Source organism: Photobacterium piscicola (assembly GCF_046058925.1).
Classification (GTDB): Bacteria; Pseudomonadota; Gammaproteobacteria; order Enterobacterales; family Vibrionaceae; genus Photobacterium; species Photobacterium piscicola.
This window is the reverse complement of record NZ_CP175534.1, coordinates 1427094-1443842: the sequence shown is the minus strand read 5'-3', so window position 1 is coordinate 1443842 and position 16749 is coordinate 1427094. Positions and strand designations below refer to the sequence as shown.

General features: G+C 38.6%; 10 protein-coding genes. 6 read left to right on the top strand and 4 right to left on the bottom strand.

Annotated features, from left to right (window positions below):
• Window positions 1-45: 45 nt before the first annotated feature.
• Window positions 46-2127 (bottom strand): DNA helicase IV, encoded by a 2082-nt coding sequence (gene helD, locus ACJZU6_RS07010; RefSeq protein WP_408900866.1) that lies wholly within the window; start codon window positions 2125-2127, stop codon window positions 46-48.
• A 312-nt stretch (window positions 2128-2439) separates the two neighbouring features.
• Between helD and yccS the strand changes: the two genes are divergently transcribed.
• Entirely contained in the window at window positions 2440-4584 is a 2145-nt protein-coding gene (yccS, locus tag ACJZU6_RS07005) for a YccS family putative transporter (protein ID WP_327766294.1), read from the top strand.
• Between the two features lie 117 nt (window positions 4585-4701).
• Here the strand turns inward: yccS and torC are convergent, their stop codons facing one another.
• On the bottom strand, window positions 4702-5874 hold the full coding sequence (gene torC, locus ACJZU6_RS07000; RefSeq protein ID WP_408900865.1) for a pentaheme c-type cytochrome TorC: 1173 nt from the start codon (window positions 5872-5874) through the stop codon (window positions 4702-4704).
• A gap of 577 nt (window positions 5875-6451) precedes the next feature.
• Here torC and ACJZU6_RS06995 point away from each other — a divergent pair.
• Window positions 6452-9091, top strand: coding sequence for a molybdopterin-dependent oxidoreductase (locus ACJZU6_RS06995; RefSeq protein ID WP_408900864.1), 2640 nt, complete (start codon window positions 6452-6454; stop codon window positions 9089-9091).
• A 99-nt stretch (window positions 9092-9190) separates the two neighbouring features.
• Here the strand turns inward: ACJZU6_RS06995 and ACJZU6_RS06990 are convergent, their stop codons facing one another.
• Both ACJZU6_RS06990 and ACJZU6_RS06985 read right to left on the bottom strand, forming a co-directional pair.
• Window positions 9191-11452 carry a peptidase U32 family protein gene (locus ACJZU6_RS06990; RefSeq protein ID WP_408900863.1) on the bottom strand — a complete coding sequence of 754 codons (2262 nt, stop codon included), beginning with the start codon at window positions 11450-11452 and terminating at the stop codon, window positions 9191-9193.
• A gap of 116 nt (window positions 11453-11568) precedes the next feature.
• Complete coding sequence (locus tag ACJZU6_RS06985) at window positions 11569-12561, bottom strand: LacI family DNA-binding transcriptional regulator (RefSeq protein WP_408900862.1); 993 nt, start codon at window positions 12559-12561, stop codon at window positions 11569-11571.
• Window positions 12562-12738: 177 nt separating this feature from the next.
• Between ACJZU6_RS06985 and nhaC the strand changes: the two genes are divergently transcribed.
• From nhaC to ACJZU6_RS06965, 4 genes are all read left to right on the top strand, one after another.
• Window positions 12739-14196 (top strand): Na+/H+ antiporter NhaC, encoded by a 1458-nt coding sequence (gene nhaC / locus ACJZU6_RS06980; protein ID WP_080157830.1) that lies wholly within the window; start codon window positions 12739-12741, stop codon window positions 14194-14196.
• A 58-nt stretch (window positions 14197-14254) separates the two neighbouring features.
• Window positions 14255-15424, top strand: coding sequence for a MalY/PatB family protein (locus ACJZU6_RS06975; protein WP_107275745.1), 1170 nt, complete (start codon window positions 14255-14257; stop codon window positions 15422-15424).
• Window positions 15425-15591: 167 nt separating this feature from the next.
• On the top strand, window positions 15592-15783 hold the full coding sequence (locus ACJZU6_RS06970; protein WP_080157832.1) for a hypothetical protein: 192 nt from the start codon (window positions 15592-15594) through the stop codon (window positions 15781-15783).
• Window positions 15784-16047: 264 nt separating this feature from the next.
• The gene (locus ACJZU6_RS06965; protein ID WP_107275746.1) at window positions 16048-16698 is read left to right on the top strand and encodes a LysE family translocator; all 651 of its coding nucleotides are present in this window, start codon (window positions 16048-16050) and stop codon (window positions 16696-16698) included.
• Window positions 16699-16749 lie beyond the last annotated feature (51 nt).

The following is a 16749-nucleotide window of genomic DNA, read 5'->3' as shown; positions in this document are numbered from 1 at the left end:
AATAACAAGCAATCATAATAACAGGGCTTCAATAACTAATAATATTTACTTAGTCCGTTTGATTTTATTATTGACGGGGTATTTATCTTCAATTAATTCATTAATAAACGGTGAAGTTTTATCAGGATCAGCACATACCCACACATGCTTTTTAGCACGCGTTAATGCAACATAGAATAAACGGCGTTCTTCTGCGTCATTATATGTTTCAGTACGCGATTGCATGATAGCGGCTAACCCTGTTTCACGATCGGGTGATGGGAAAATACCTTTATTCACATCAACGATAAACACATAGTCAGCCTCACGGCCCTTACTTGAATGACACGTCATGTATTCCAAGTTAAGCTGCGGCCACTGATTTTTCCACGTTTCAAATTTTTCAGGTTTTTGCTTATTATTACGCCCAAGAATAAGTACTTTTGTCGCCTTTTTCTCGTAATGTTTGCTCAACCGAATTAACTCTTGTGGTAACAAATCTGTCGCCAATAAGGTAACTGCTTTTTTACTCTGCTTAGTAAAACTGGTTAATTGCTTTTTAACTTGGAATGGATTTTGTTGTATAAATACATTCGCCACTTCACCAATCATACTATTAAAGCGGTATGTGGTTGAAAGCTCAGTAATATGACTATTACTAAAGCGGCTTTCAAAATCAGTCGTTAAATTAACATCAGCACCAGCAAAATGGTAAATGGCTTGCCAATCATCGCCAACAGCAAATAATGTCGGTGTTGCATGTCCGGCAATTTTTTGATGACATAAGGCTTCAATCAATGCTAATCGTTGTGGCGAAATATCTTGGTATTCATCGACCATAACATAACGCCATGGTGAGATAAATTTACCCGTTTTAACATACTCAGTGGCCACTTCAATCATACTGTTGAAGTCAATTTGCTTCTTCACTTTTAAGTGCTGCAAATAGGCCTGATAACAAGGCCATAACAATGTTAACTCACTTTTCATACGTGGTCGCATTGCGGGATTATTATTATTTTGAATGGCCTCAAGCAGCGATTCTTTATTCATCCCTGATTGACCTAACAACTCAATATGACGCCATACCCAAGCTTGTAATTGTTCATTTTCAGCTTGTTGTTCCATTGAGTTTTCTTTACTAAAACCAGGAACTCGCCACTGTGTAAGATGACGCTGCCACTTATTTGCTGATGTTGAATTATTCCATTGCTCAATTAACATACGAGCAAGCCATGCACTACGGGCACGCGTGTCTAAGGTAATCGAAGCCACATTGGGTTTATCAAGTTCAACATCACGAATAATCTGCGAACCCAAGCTATGGAACGTCGCTACTTTGACGCGATCACTGACTTTAGCTTTCAGTCTATCAGACATCTCATCGGCTGCTTTACGTCCAAACGATAGCATAAGAATATCTTCAGGTACCGCCGCTTGACTCGCAATTAAGTAACCTGCACGTGCGATTAAGACACTAGTTTTACCCGTACCCGCCCCGGCAAGAACCAAATTATAATCTTGGTTAATTAAGCTAGCTAAACGTTGTGATTCGTTTAACGGTGATTTTTCAAAACTATCAAACCACGAACCCCATTTTTGGGTTTGTTGTGTTAACCATTGCTGATTATGCTCTTCAACCCAGGCTTGATGCTCACCAAGCCAAGGTGATATTTTTTCAAAGCTACGCGGTCTAAATGTCGCTGCAAATTCTGGTGTTAAGTCTGAATCAGTTAAACCATCATTAAGAAACTGATGTAATTCATGATGTTCAGAATGACGTAAGTACCCGGATTTATTAGAAAACAAAGCGATACGTTGCAACATTTCTGGTAACATCAAATCTAGTTTATCAACACGGCTTTGTGCCCAATCTTGATAACTACGAACTAAAAATGCCGCGAAAGACTTACATTCGTGCCAAGGTAAACCGTGAACTGTCCAACAGTATTGTTGGTTTGAAGACGTAAGCTCAAGCGCACCCCATAATACACCGCGATGGATTTCAATCGAACCATCCCAATCATCAAAGGAGATAACATCAGAAGAAGTCTGACTATCTAATACCAAGCTATTACCGTCTAAAGCGATACTGTAATAATCACCTTGAACTAGCCATTGTGCTAATCGACTGGCACTTAATTGCATTGTGATTCCACCAATTGTTCCATGCTTTAATTAGGCTGTAAAACTCATTACCAGCTGATAACTATGTCATCAACCTCAATTGAATCATTACTTGTCACCCGCTTATCGGGATAATGTTACTTAGAGTATCAATAACTCTCGTGTAGCCATAGTATTGAAACGTCTATTTGACTAAATATTATTCCACGAACTAAAAGTTTATATTTTTGATCGGCAATAACAAGATATCTGTTATCTTTAGTCACGTTTTTATAACGTTAGTTGATTCTATCGTTTTCTCTATTCCTTATTATCAGAAGATTGTTAATATCCATGCAAACTAAAGAGTTAAATGTAAAATTCCGCAAGTACTGGGTGAATGACCGAATCAATTATTCAATTCGAGTATTGATTGCTTTAGTTGGTGTTGTATTACCCTGTTGGTATCTTGGCGCTAATCATGCCGTAACCCCACTCGTACTTGGTATTATTGCAGCAGCACTGGCTGAATCTGATGATAATTTAACGGGCCGAATTAAAGGTCTCACCATTACTTTAATTTGTTTTTTGATTGCTTCTCTTTCTATAGAAATTCTATTTGATTACCCCATTTTATTTGCAATTGGCTTATTTAGTTCAACCTTTGGCTTTATTATGTTGGGGGCAATGGGTCCACGTTATGCCAACATCGCTTTTGCCTCATTATTATTAGCGGTTTATACCATGCTTGGTGCAAATAGCAGTGCCGATCTTTGGTATCAACCGATGTTACTTTTAGCGGGTGCTTGTTGGTATGGGATCTTGTCATTGCTATGGCATGTTTTATGGCCTAATCAACCAGTTCAACAAGGGTTGGCCAATGTATTCACTGAATTTGGTTACTACCTTGATAATAAAAGTAAGTTATTTGAGCCTGTAGTTGATCTCACTTCACATCCATTTCGAATTCAAGCAGCTAAACAAAACGCTAAAGTCGTTAACGCATTAAACGCGGTTAAAATGACATTGCTACATCGTGCTGGCCGTGGTCAAAGTGATAAATTCCTTAAAATTTATTTTATGGCGCAAGATATCCATGAACGCGCTAGTTCATCACATTATCGTTATCGAGAACTGGCGCAAGCCTTTCAGCGCAGTGATGTCTTATTTCGCTTCCAACGTTTATTACATGTACAAGCCCAAGCTTGTCACTGTATTGCTGATGCATTAAAACAAGGCAAAGCCTATCATCATGGTTCTGATTCCATCAATGCTTTAGATGAACTGCAACAATCACTGAATTACCTCAAACAACAAAACAACCCGCAATGGCGTTTGCTGCTGAATCAATTGGATTATTTATTTAATAATTTAGCAACAGTAGAACGTCAACTACAAAATATTAATAATCCAGATGCAGAACACATTGAACAACAAATTGATATTGAGTTAGTGGATACTGAAGCGCACAGCATCAAAGAAATGTGGAAGCGTATTAGCAGTCAACTTAATACTGATTCAATGTTATTTCGTCATGCCATCCGCTTAGGGATTGCATTAATTGTGGGCTATGGCTTTATTCAAGCACTGGATCTACAACGTGGATACTGGATCTTATTAACAACCCTCTTTGTATGCCAGCCAAACTACAGTGCAACCCGTCAAAAGCTCGTGCAGCGTGTTATTGGGACATTGGGGGGCTTGCTGGCAGGTATACCACTGCTGTATTTATTTCCCGGCCAAGAAGGTCAATTGGTATTAATGGTTATAATGGGCGTACTGTTCTTTGCCTTTCGAGCCGTTAAATATGACTGGGCAACAGCTTTTATCACACTATTAGTGCTGTTTTGCTTTAACCAATTAGGTGAAGGATTTGCGGTTATTTTACCGCGTTTAGGCGATACATTACTTGGCTGTCTGTTAGCAGTATTAGCCGTTAGTTTCATCTTACCTGATTGGGAATCTAAGCGATTGCATAAAGTAATGGCTGAAGCCACGTTAGCAAATAAAGATTATTTAGCGCAAATCATTGCTCAATACCGTATCGGTAAACGCGATAATATGAATTATCGTATTGCGCGTCGTGAAGCCCATAATAAAGATGCGCAGCTAAGTACGGCTATCAATAATATGTTAGCAGAACCTGATAAATACCAAATAGATACGGATAAGAGCTTCCGTTTTTTGACATTAAACCATGCTATGTTGAGCTATATTTCTGCACTGGGCGCACATCGAACTCAACTTGAAGATAATCAAACCCATCAGTTAGTATCAGAAGCTCATCGTATTATACATAATCACTTAGACTGTATTTCGTCGCAGCTTAATGGTTCTCTTATTGAAATATCACCATCATTAAACCTCAGTCTCGAGCAGCGTTTGGGACAATGGCGAGATGAAGACTGCACTTCAGGGCGAATGGTATTACAACAACTTCATTTAATTCATTGCATGCTACCTGAACTCCATGCGCTGGGTGATAACCTTTCACCTTAAACACATGCGATTGTTATAGCAAAGTAAAAATATAATAAAAACAATCACGCACAAAAAAGCCTGCACTAAACGCAGGCTTTTTATTACTCAAAAATAGAGTTTTTAATTATCTCAACCTTATTGAGCTGCTTGAGTTGCAGCTACTGGTGCATCTTTCGCATTGTTTTGAAGATACTTAAGTAGCGTACGTTCTTCATCTTTATTAAGCATATAGTATTGTTGCATCGCCTTAAGACCCTGAACCCAACCGTTTACAGTTAAGTGTTTTGGATCTGGAATTGCGTGACACTGACTACAGCTTGCATCTAGAATTTCTTTACCGTAAGCCCAAATAGGCTTCATGCTTGCTAACATATTACGCTGGGTGATCCATGCTGATACTTGCTCTTGCTGCCATGTCTGACCATCTTTAGCTTTTACTGTATTAAGAATAGTTGCTGACTTTTGTAGATCTGCATTTAGAGAAACAGTTTGAATTTGTTTCGCCATGTCTTGTACTAACATACCTGTTGTTGAGCCTTGTTGCTGCCAACCTGTAATTTGTACTTTGATCATGTCGCCACTAGTACCTAACACTTCAACTTTTGATGCTGGGTATAGTTGACCTTGTGCATCACCTGATGCTGAGTCAGTGGTATACAATTTTTTAGATGCTAATGTATAAAGAGTCTTAGCCGCAGGTGCTTCACCAGCATTAACTGTTAATTGCTTGAACGTTGCTTGGAAGTCGTTATTGATATGTGGCAACTGGTGCGCAATACCTTTATGACATTCAATACAGTTCATATTTTTTGCAGCTGCTGTCGTCATTGCCGCTGCTGCTGCTGGAGATTGCTTCGCGTGATCCATTGCAGTGTATGAGTGACAGCTCTTACATGTTGCTGAATTTGTTTCAGCCATCATACGCCACACGTTTTGAGCCATACGTAAACGGTTTGCTTCAAACTTAGCTGGAGTATCAATATCTTTACTAATAAATTCGCTGTAGATATCGCCAACACCGCCTAGTTTTGCTTTCATGAAAGCAATCGGATCATTTTCTGGAATATGACAATCACGACATTCAGCACGTACACCGTATGCGTTTTTGTAGTGGATGCTAGTTTTATATTCGTTGTAGTTTTCTTTCATTGTGTGACATGAAGTACAAAACTCAGTAGTCGAACTAAACTTTATCGATTCGTGAAAGGTAAATACGCCTGCCAATGTTATGATCACACAGACAACTGCAATCGCTAATACTGAATAACGACTACTTGGCTTTACTAAAAAACGCCATAGTTTCTTCATGGATGGTCCAAAATGAATTAAACGTCAAAACAACGTTAAAAAAAGAGTTGCGCACAAACTAACATTTGAATATTAACAGGGCAACGTCATTGATTCATATAAATAAATATTCTAAACACAACTGAACATATAATTGTGTTACAATTTGTAAAAATCATTATTTCATTAGATCTCTAATTATATTTAATCTGTAAATAATGTTTTTCTTTAAATACCATAATGTCTACTTTATAAAATCATAACCAAGCAAACCAATGAAAATCAATAAGTTAACGATTCATAATACCGACATTCATACGGTAAGCAAGCTTTGTGATCATTCCTATCGAGAATAGTTATCAATCACTTTTTAGTTGCAGTGCTAAGTGTTTTTTATTTATATAGAGCATTAAACATTACTTATTATAGTGTCTTTTTGTGGTAACTTATTTTCCATTTAGCAGCCTAATATATTTTATATTTCCGTGTAGCCTATCAAGAAATAAGTCAAATAATAGATCACTATACCGATTAATATTAAAATGCTTATTATGTCATTTAAATGCTTACTTATTCGGTTTGTCTTCGGAATATAAACATGACCCTATCACGTCGTAACTTTTTAAAAGGTTCAGTAGCAACGGCCATCGCTGCTAACGGACTCACCCTTTTTCCTGCTGGAAAAGTATTTGCTTCAGATACAATTACCATTCCATCAGCTACTCACTATGGTCCGTTTAAAGCAGTCGTTAAAGGCGGTACATTAATTGGTGTTCAACCGATTAATGATGTCGACCCTTTCCCAACAGAAATGTTAACCAAAGGTGTATTAAGTCGTACTTATAGTGAGACACGTATCAAATATCCAATGGTACGTAAGTCATTGTTAGAAGATCCATTGGGCGATCACAACCCACATCTTCGTGGTAAAGAACCTTTTGTTCGCGTTGATTGGGACACAGCAATCGCATTAACCGCATTCTGCATCGCGCGTACTGTTGAAAAACACGGTAACGAAGCTGTATTCAGTTCATCATACGGTGGTTGGTCACACTGTGGTGTTAACCGCCCTCAAACATTACAAGGTCGCTTCTTTAACCTTATTGGTGGCCAAAGTATTTGTGCTGGTGACTACTCTGCTGGTGCTTCTGAAGTTATTCTTCCGCATGTTATCGGTGATATGGAAGTATATTCACCACAAACTGCATGGGAAATTGTTGAAAAAAACACTGAAGTTGTTCTTTTCATCGGTTGTGATCCATGGAAAACCAACCGTGTAGAATTCCGTGTTGCTGATCACTCTATGCAAAAACACTGGGAAGCGTTTAAGGAAAAAGGGATTAAGTTTGTCTCTATAAACCCTCAACAAACCCAAACAGATAAAGCAGTTGGTAGTGAAATGATCAATATCCGTCCTAATACGGATACTGCCCTATTTACTGCAATGTCTTATCATTTATACAAAACAGGTCAACACGATAAAGCTTACATCGATAAATACACAGTTGGCTTTGATAAATACCTAGCTTACTTAATCGGTGACGAAGATGGTGTTGTTAAAACACCTGAGTGGGCTGAAGAAATCACAGGTTTACCTGCAGCTAAAATTAAAGAACTTGCTGAACTGTGTGTGACTAAACGTACCCAAATTGCAGCGGGTTGGGCACTACAACGTGCTGACCACGGTGAGATGATTCACTGGGCTATCATCAACTTTGCTGCAATCGCAGGTAAAATTGGTAAGCCAGGTGAAGGTGCAGGCTTTAGTTGGCACTATGGTAATGGCGGTATGCCTGCATCTGGTAAGCGCATGCCTATCGGTTTATCACAAGGTCGTAACCCTATCACTAAGACATGCCCTGTGGTTATGGTTTCAGATATGCTGAAAAACCCAGGTAAAGCTTATACTCGTGATGGTTCAAACCTTACGCTACCAAAAGCAAAACTTATCTATAACGCAGGTAATAACTTACTGTCTCACCAACAAGACACTAACGAATTAATCAAAGCGCTTAACGATAATATCGATACCATCATCTGTCACGAACCGTGGTGGTGTGCAACAGCGAAATATTCCGATATCGTTCTGCCAACAACCACCACACTTGAGCGTGATGATATTTCATCTGGCGGTACTTACAGCAACAATAAAATCTACGCAATGCGTCAGGTTATTGAGCCTGTTGGTGAAAGTCTTGATGACTACGAAATCTTCTCACGCCTTGCTTTCATGTTTAACGTACATAAAGAATTTACCGAAGGTAAAACTATGTACCAACATGTTAAAGCCTCTTATGAAGCATCTGATGCAACGGATGATTTCAAAACATTCTGGCAAAATGGTATCGCTCACGTATCAACACCTGCGGCAGCAAATAGCTTTGTACGTCATGGTGATTTCTACGCTGATCCGATTAAGAACCCACTGCATACACCAAGTGGTAAAATCGAATTATATAGCTCAACTATTGCTGGATTTAAAGCCAATAGTTGTCCACCAATGCCACAATGGATTCCACCATTTGAATGGCTAGGTAATGCGAAAAAAGGCCAAGTACACGTATTAAGCCCACACCCATGGATGCGTTTGCACTCACAAATGGCGAATGCGGATGTAAACAGCTACGAATCTGTTGATGGTCGTCAAATCGTACTAATCAATAAGAAAGACGCTGAAGAACGTGGCGTAAAAGATGGCGATGTAGTTGAAGTTTACAATGATCGTGGCGTACTACTAGCTGGTGCTCGTATCACTGATGAAGCAATGCCGGGTGTTATTTACATCCACGAAGGCGCATGGCTACAACTTGATAGCAAAGGCCGTTGTAACTCAGGCTCAATCAACATGTTAACAAGTAGCCAACCAACCAGTGGTTTAGCCCAAGCAACCAGTGCGAACACTTGTTTGGCTTACTTTAAGAAATGTACTGACGTAGAAACACCAAACCAGGCTTACACACCACCAAAAATTGTTAAAACTGATTATCAAGTTGATATCTGGTCGCTACAATTAGGTAAACGCTTAAAAGCCGTTGCAGCAGAGCAAGGTCCAGAGCAATCTCCTGGTGAGAAATTATTCTACGGTAGCTGCACCCTTTGTCACGCAGCACCACACCCAAGTGACTTCACTTACAAGCAGTGGAAAGGTATTACTAACAGTATGTTCCCACGTGCAGGTCTAAATGCGACAGACCGTAAACTTGTACTTGATTTCCTACAAGAAAATGCTAAAAAATAATTAATAGTCCGCTATTATTTAAATAACAAAAAGCCCCGCTGGTTAATCTCCTGCGGGGCTTTGTTATAGCAATGCGTTGCTTTTATTTACTGCTCGCTGTTACAAGCCTTTGGTGTATTGATTACAGGTATTACCAATAATAACCGCTTCAATTTCACTACGCGTAAGTTCATTATTACCCGTAACATACTGATTAAATAACGCCGTTAATTCCGCTTTAGTTACTGTCACTTGGGTGTCAGTTTTAATGTCGCGCAAATCAACCATAAACCCTGAGAACTTATTCTTAATCTCATCAACAATATCAAGGTTTAAGAAATTATTTGGGTTATATAACGCATTATGATCACCGCGCTGTTTATCAACCACAAATGACGCTTCAGTCAGATTAATGATCGACGCTGACTTATCACATTTACGTAAGCATTTATCATCAAACCGCTTTTTCTTACAGCCAACGGTTTGATGGAATAAACACTGACGGCTCATTAATAGCATCATTGGATGATAAATACTGTAATACAATTCAAACCCAGTAGGTGCAACAATGGGCTTAATTTGTGAACGTTTGATCTCATTAGAAATAAACGCCCCTACACAACCAAATTCTTGCTGTAAACACTCAAGGCTCAAACTATTACTGATGTTCATTTGCGGACCCGCTATCCACGCTAAACCTAATTGGTGCGATGCATACCCCACACCACTATTGTTAGTCACAACACGTGATGGTTTAACTTGCTCAAGGAACGTCACAGCTGCTTGATAATTATCGCCAATTAAAATTGCAGGGAACCAAGGAATTAGCTGTGGGTTTTCTTGGAACAAACTCACTAATTTTAGCCCTTCCATTGCCATCGCTTCTGGCAATTGATAATACACTGCGGTATCTGGCTGGCTCACAGCTTCAATATCTGCAGGATTAGCAATTAATACTGATAACCGTGGCATCATCGCAGCGAGAGGCTTACGGACAGCTTTAGGTAACTCAACCGGCTCAACTAATGGTTGATCACCGTTTAACACACGGGCAATTTGATCTCGCATGATAGTTAATTCTTTAAACGGCACCACTACGTCTGTCACGAGTTGACTCAAATCTATTGGTGCTAATAAATACTCACCATTATTTAAACTACGGAAGCGTTTATCAAAACAATCGCTATCAAGCACTGTATTATCTGATCGACGTAATAACGAGGTTGATGTGACTTCAAACTGTTGTAACGGTGTCGTTACTTGAATAATTAGCGGCTGTCCAACCTGACCGATAATCGTCAGCTCTAATGCTAATAAACTAATGTCTAAATCTGCAATTCGTTCTTCAACGGTTTGGATAATAGTGGTTTTATCATCATATAACTTTCGTTTAACCGTTTGAATTTCTGTCTCAGATTTAGCATCAGCAATTTGTGCAAAGTGATCGACAGAGTTATCACGTGGATTGTCGATAAACATCGCTTTATTAATATCACCCATTAAATATGAGTTAGAGAAATCGCGATTAAAGACAGTATATAACTCACGTGTATCCGCTAATAATGGCTTTTGATTACAATAGTTATCTAATTGACGACTCCAATTATCTACCACGGTATAAACGTAATGTGATTTTTTGATGCGTCCTTCTACTTTTAATGAATACACCCCAGCATCCGCTAAGGCTTCTAAATTTGAAAACGCAGAATTGTCTTTCATATTGAGCGGATAATCTTTACCAACGGCGGTAGTTTGGTATTGTTCTCGACAAGGCTGACTACAACGACCACGGTTACCTGAGTTACCATTTTTAGCCGAACTGATATAACACAAACCGGAAAAACCAATGCAGTATGAGCCATGGACAAACACTTCCATTAACACATTATGTTGATGTCCAAACTGTGCTAAATGTTTTATCTCTTTGATATTAAGTTCACGCGATAAATTCACACGGCTCGCATTAAGCTGCCCCATAAATAAAATTTGGCCTTCATTGTGACTATTAACTTGAGTTGATGCATGCACATCAAGGGTTGGAAAATGCTGTTTAATAAGATGAAACAGCCCTAAATCTTGCAGGATCACACCATCAATTTTAGTGTTAACTAATTTATTTAATAATCGAATAACCGCTGGAATTTCACTTTCAAGGATCATGATATTAAGCGTAAGAAAAATCTTACAATCGCGTTGATGGGCAACACGGACAATGCCATTTAAATCTTCAAAAGTAATATTGGTTGCACGATTACGGGCATTAAAATTATCTAAGCCGCAATAAATAGCATCCGCACCCGCAACGATAGCCGCTTTAATCGACTCTATATCGCCACCTGGAGCTAACAACTCAAAATTACTTCTCATCGCGTTATTACCCATTTATAACCGTGCCTTAAAAAAACGTACCAATATTGTGAGCGGCTATTCTACTCATGAGGGCGATTAAGTCCAATTTTGGAAGATAAATCACAGCTTATATTACTCGTTGAATACCATTACTCACATGGCGCTTGTACCGAATCACGCTTAATTAGCAATGGATGAAAGGCGTTTGATACTGGTAAATTTTCACCTTCTAAAGATAACCTTGCCGCATTAATAGCCATACTCTCAATTGGATTACGAATTGTTGTGAGCTTAGGACTAAAATAACATTGTGGTAAAACGTCATCAAAACCGACAATAGATAACCGTTGTGGGATTTCAATACCGTGCTCTTTAAATACTTGCATCGCAGCGGCCGCATAAAAATCATTAAATGCCACTAAAGCTGTCACTGGCAACCCTTTATTGAGTAAGTTAATTGCCGCTTCAGCCCCCCCTGGTTCACCAAAAGGAACTTCTTCTATCCAATCAGGGTTAAGCTCAATGCCCGCTTCTATTAATGCTTGTTGATAACCATTAAAACGATCAAATTTATCATCTACCTCCATCTCGCACGAAAGATAAGCAATTTTACGATGCCCTTGTTCAATCAAATGTTTAGTTGCTAAATAGGTTCCAGCGCTGTTATCTAACCACACACACTGAGATTCTATTTCACTAACATGGCGATTAATCATGATGATTCCTGAATGCTGTTTTGCATAATGGATCAACATGTCATCAGTCATCGCTTTACTATGTAAAACAATATTACGGCAGCCTTTACTTAAAATAAATTTAAGCGCTTCCTCTTCACACTCCATATCATAATTACCACTCGCAACAATCAGTTTACGGCCATGCTTTTTAGCCACCTTTTCAACGCCTTGCGTTAATAAACCATAAAAAGAGGAGTGAAAGCGGCTAACAATCAACCCAATCGTATCTTGCCCTTGGTTTATCGTAAGCCGTTGATTATCTTTTATTTGATAGCCAATCTCAGCCATTACCATTTCAACTTTAGCCACTGTTTCTGGCAGCACACTATCCGATTTATTAATAACACGAGAAACGGTTGCAGTTGAGACATTTGCCGCTTTTGCTACATCTTTAATTGTTGCCATATGAGGTAGAGATCCCATTTTTTAACCATGTAATTTACATATGATACTAATATGTTACATCAGTGAATTCCATCACAGAATGATAGATATTTAGTATTTATCCTAAGAATGTGAATCAAAACAGATAAAAATAATTAATAACCCTTGCCCTTTAAATGACGTGTGGATGTAAATTACATGAAAAATAAATCTATAACGACACCACCAGTAGGATTAGCCCTGCTGCCATTAATCGCAATGATCGGATTATTAGTCATTGGATATGGAGTGTATGGCCTTCCAATTGAAAGTCTTTTATTAACATCAGCAATCATTGCCGCAGTTGTAGCATGGAAAATTGGCTATAGCTGGAATGATATTCAAAATGCCATTATCGAACGTTTAGCAAAAACTCTACCGGCTATATTTATTCTGGTATTAGTTGGCGGTTTAATCGGCAGTTGGATGGTCGGTGGTACTATCCCAATGTTGGTTTACTATGGCCTGAAAATTATTAGCCCTGAATACTTAGTACTGACTTCATTTTTAGTAACCTGCATGATCTCACTTTGTACTGGTACCTCATGGGGCGCGGCGGGTACCATTGGTGTTGCTCTAATGGGTATAGCAACGGGTATGGACGCAAACCTTGCAGCGGTTGCAGGTGCTGTTGTTTCTGGAGCCTATTTTGGTGATAAGATTTCACCATTATCGGACTCAACTAACTTTGCCCCCGTGGTTGCAGGAACAGATCTCTACTCACATATTCAACATATGCTATGGACGACTGTTCCAGCATTTATCCTATCCTGTGTCGTGTTTTTCTTTGTTGGTAACCATGAAGTAACAGCCGCTACACCAGAAAAAGTTATTGCTATGTTGGCAAATATTGAACAATTATTTTCACTTAACGTTTTCTTATTACTCCCACCAGCTCTAATTTTATGGGGTGCTATCCGTAAACTACCAACGATTCCTTTAATGCTCTTAGCCATCATTATTGGCATTTTTAACTCAGTAGTATTCCAAGGCTTTAGCTTAGTGACGGCGTTAAATGCAATGCTTAATGGCTTCAATGCGAGCATGTTTGCTGATGCAGGTTTAGGCAACATTACTGTTGTTAGTGATGTTCTAACATTAGTCAATCGTGGCGGCATGACATCCATGATGGGTGTCGTATTATTGGTTTTCTGTGCTTTCTCATTTGCAGGAGCATTAGCACTCACTGGCGCACTTAATGTTCTGGTAGATTTACTTAGCAAAGGCATTAAAGGAACAGCAAGCCTTATAGGTGCAACAATTATCACGACGATTACCGTGGTATGTACCACCTCTGATGGTAAATTAGCACTGCTTATTCCATCTGAGTTATTCCGTGATACTTATAAGAAAATGCAGTTAGATCCTAAAAACTTATCTCGTACAATCGAAGATGCTGGCACCATTATTGAGCCTCTCGTTCCTTGGACTAATGCTGGTGTATTTATGGCTGCTACATTAGGAGTATCAACACTTGACTATATGCCTTGGGCAATTCAAAACTATTCTGCCATTTTCTTTGCCATGCTATGGGCAGTAACCGGCATTGGTATTGCTAAAGCAGTAAAAGATGTAAAACAAACAAAAACAACCACTCAAAATAAAGTAACAATCTAAATAAACTATTTTTGGAAAGTCCGTCAATTTGGGGCTTTCCTGCCTACGAGAGGAAATTATGGCACACGAACTTGATACAATTATTAATCGCTATGGTACAGACAGCTTAAAATGGGATTATATGGAAAAATGGCTTGGTGTTCCGAAAGGAGAAGCTTTACCAAGTTGGGTCTCAGACTGGGATTTTAAAGCCCCTACATTTATTACTGATGCGCTACAAGCGCGCTTAGATCATGGCATTTTTGGTTATTCTGAGCGCGGTGATGAATACTTTAATTCTGTCATTGATTGGTGGGCTGAACGTCATCAAGTGACATTACAAAAAGAATGGTTCCATACAACACCAGGTAGCCTACCCGCTATAGCAATGCTAGTAGAACAATGGTGTCACGTGGGTGATAAAGTCTTGGTTTTAAGCCCTGTGTATCATGCTTTTTATCGTACTATTGAAAATACAGGCCGCACTGTTGCTGAATCCAGTTTAATTAATAATGACGGTTACTACACCATTGACTTTACTGATCTTGAAACGCAATTTCAAAGTGGCGTCAAGATTATGATTTTCTGTAATCCACATAACCCAGGAGGCAGAGTCTGGACAGAACAAGAAGTCAATAAGGTCTGCCAACTTTGTCATCAATATGGTGTGTATCTTATCTCTGATGAGATTTGGGCAGATATCGTCTTCACTGGCAGTAAGTTTTACAGCTGTTTGCGCGTAGACTCTAAATATTTTGATAAATTAGCAGTATGTATCGCTGGCACAAAGACATTTGGCTTACCGTCAATGCGCTTAACAAATACCATGATCCCAAATGAGAAAGAAGCCCAAGCATTAAAAACTAAATTACTTGCCTATGGTATCGATGTGTATAGCGCATTTAGCATTATTGCCAATCAAGCAGCATACCGTAATGGTCACGCATGGGTAGATGAAACAGTTAAGTATTTAGAAGAGAATAACAAAATTCTTGAAGCCTTTGTCCGTAATGAGCTTAAGCAAGTAACCTATCGAGTTCAAGAATCGACTTACTTAGCATGGCTAGATTGTCGAGCAATGGGATTAGATGATCAAACCCTAGAAAATACACTACATCAAGCAGGTGTTATTCCAACAATGGGATATGGCTTTGGCCGAGATGGTAGTGGATTTATTCGTCTAAATCTTGGTTGTCCAACATCTATTTTAGAAGAAAAAATTAATCGACTACGTACCGTACTAAAGTAAAAAGCACACCAGATACATCCTCAAAATATGCATTAGGGTAAGTCTTATAACCCTAATGCATTATGCTTACCCCATAAAAGTAATCTCTAATTACAATCATTTCAGTCGTAAAATATTAACGATATAATAAAAATTAATCATATCGTTATATTTCAAGGAAACACACCATGACAACTCAACAAACGCAACTAACAGAAGCACAAAAATCCGCCATCGAAGAAATGGTTATCAACCGCGTAAATGCAATGAATAATGATGCTGTACTGTGTGATGCGATTGATAATAAAGTTCACAATATGGAAGAGCATCTAAAAGCTTACTTTCATGAGCGTTTTCATTTCCACAGCAAGAAAGCATAATCAACGTTAGTCAAAAATAGACCAACAAAGCCAATCATTCACTGATCACATCAACGGTATTTTTTATTGTTAGTGATCAGTCCTATACCTAGCTTCATTTCCAAAAAAACCATCGCCATTAACAACTCAATAACGTAAAACAGACGATTAACATACATAATCAAGTCAAAGCAGTAAAAAACACCCTCTATTGCTTGTAACTCATGGATTGGAACTATTTATTGTGTAAAATATAGACTTCTACACTATAACGTTGTTTTTACCATGATTGATTTAAATGTATTACCTCTTTACCTCACCGCTGTGATTGCTCTACTACTCATTCCAGGACCTGACATGCTACTTATTGCCAGCTCAAGCTTAACTTACGGTCGCAAAGTCGGTATTTATGCAAGTTTAGGTAATGCAACCTCTGGTATTTTATTAACTATTTTAGCGGCTCTTGGTGTCTCTGCGCTTATAGCAATGAATCCAATCGCTTTACATGTTTTACGTTTAGTTGGCGGCGCGTATTTATTGAAAATGGGTTGGGATTGCATGCGCACTCATCCAGATGACGCCCCTCAAGAATTAGAGCATTCAAATAAAATGGCATCGACACTTTATCGTCGAGCTGTTTTTACTAATCTACTTAATCCTAAAGCACTCATTTTCTTTGTTTTGTTTTTACCGCAATTTGTTTCAACCCATGTTGCAACATCATCGGGGGAACAAATGTTAGTACTTGGATTATTACTTAATGTCTTAGGGTTATTATTTAATTTATTTCTCGTGACGACCATTGGCGTATTCGGCCAGTCATTGCTTAAAAATGAAAAATTCCGAAATAACCAACATAAATTTATGGGTTTAATCTTCTTCATACTGGCTATTTGGCTATTAGCCTCGCAATTACCAACCCCACCAAGCATGTAATTTAATATTGGTAACTATGTTTTCAACAAAAAAAACGCCATTAATAATGAT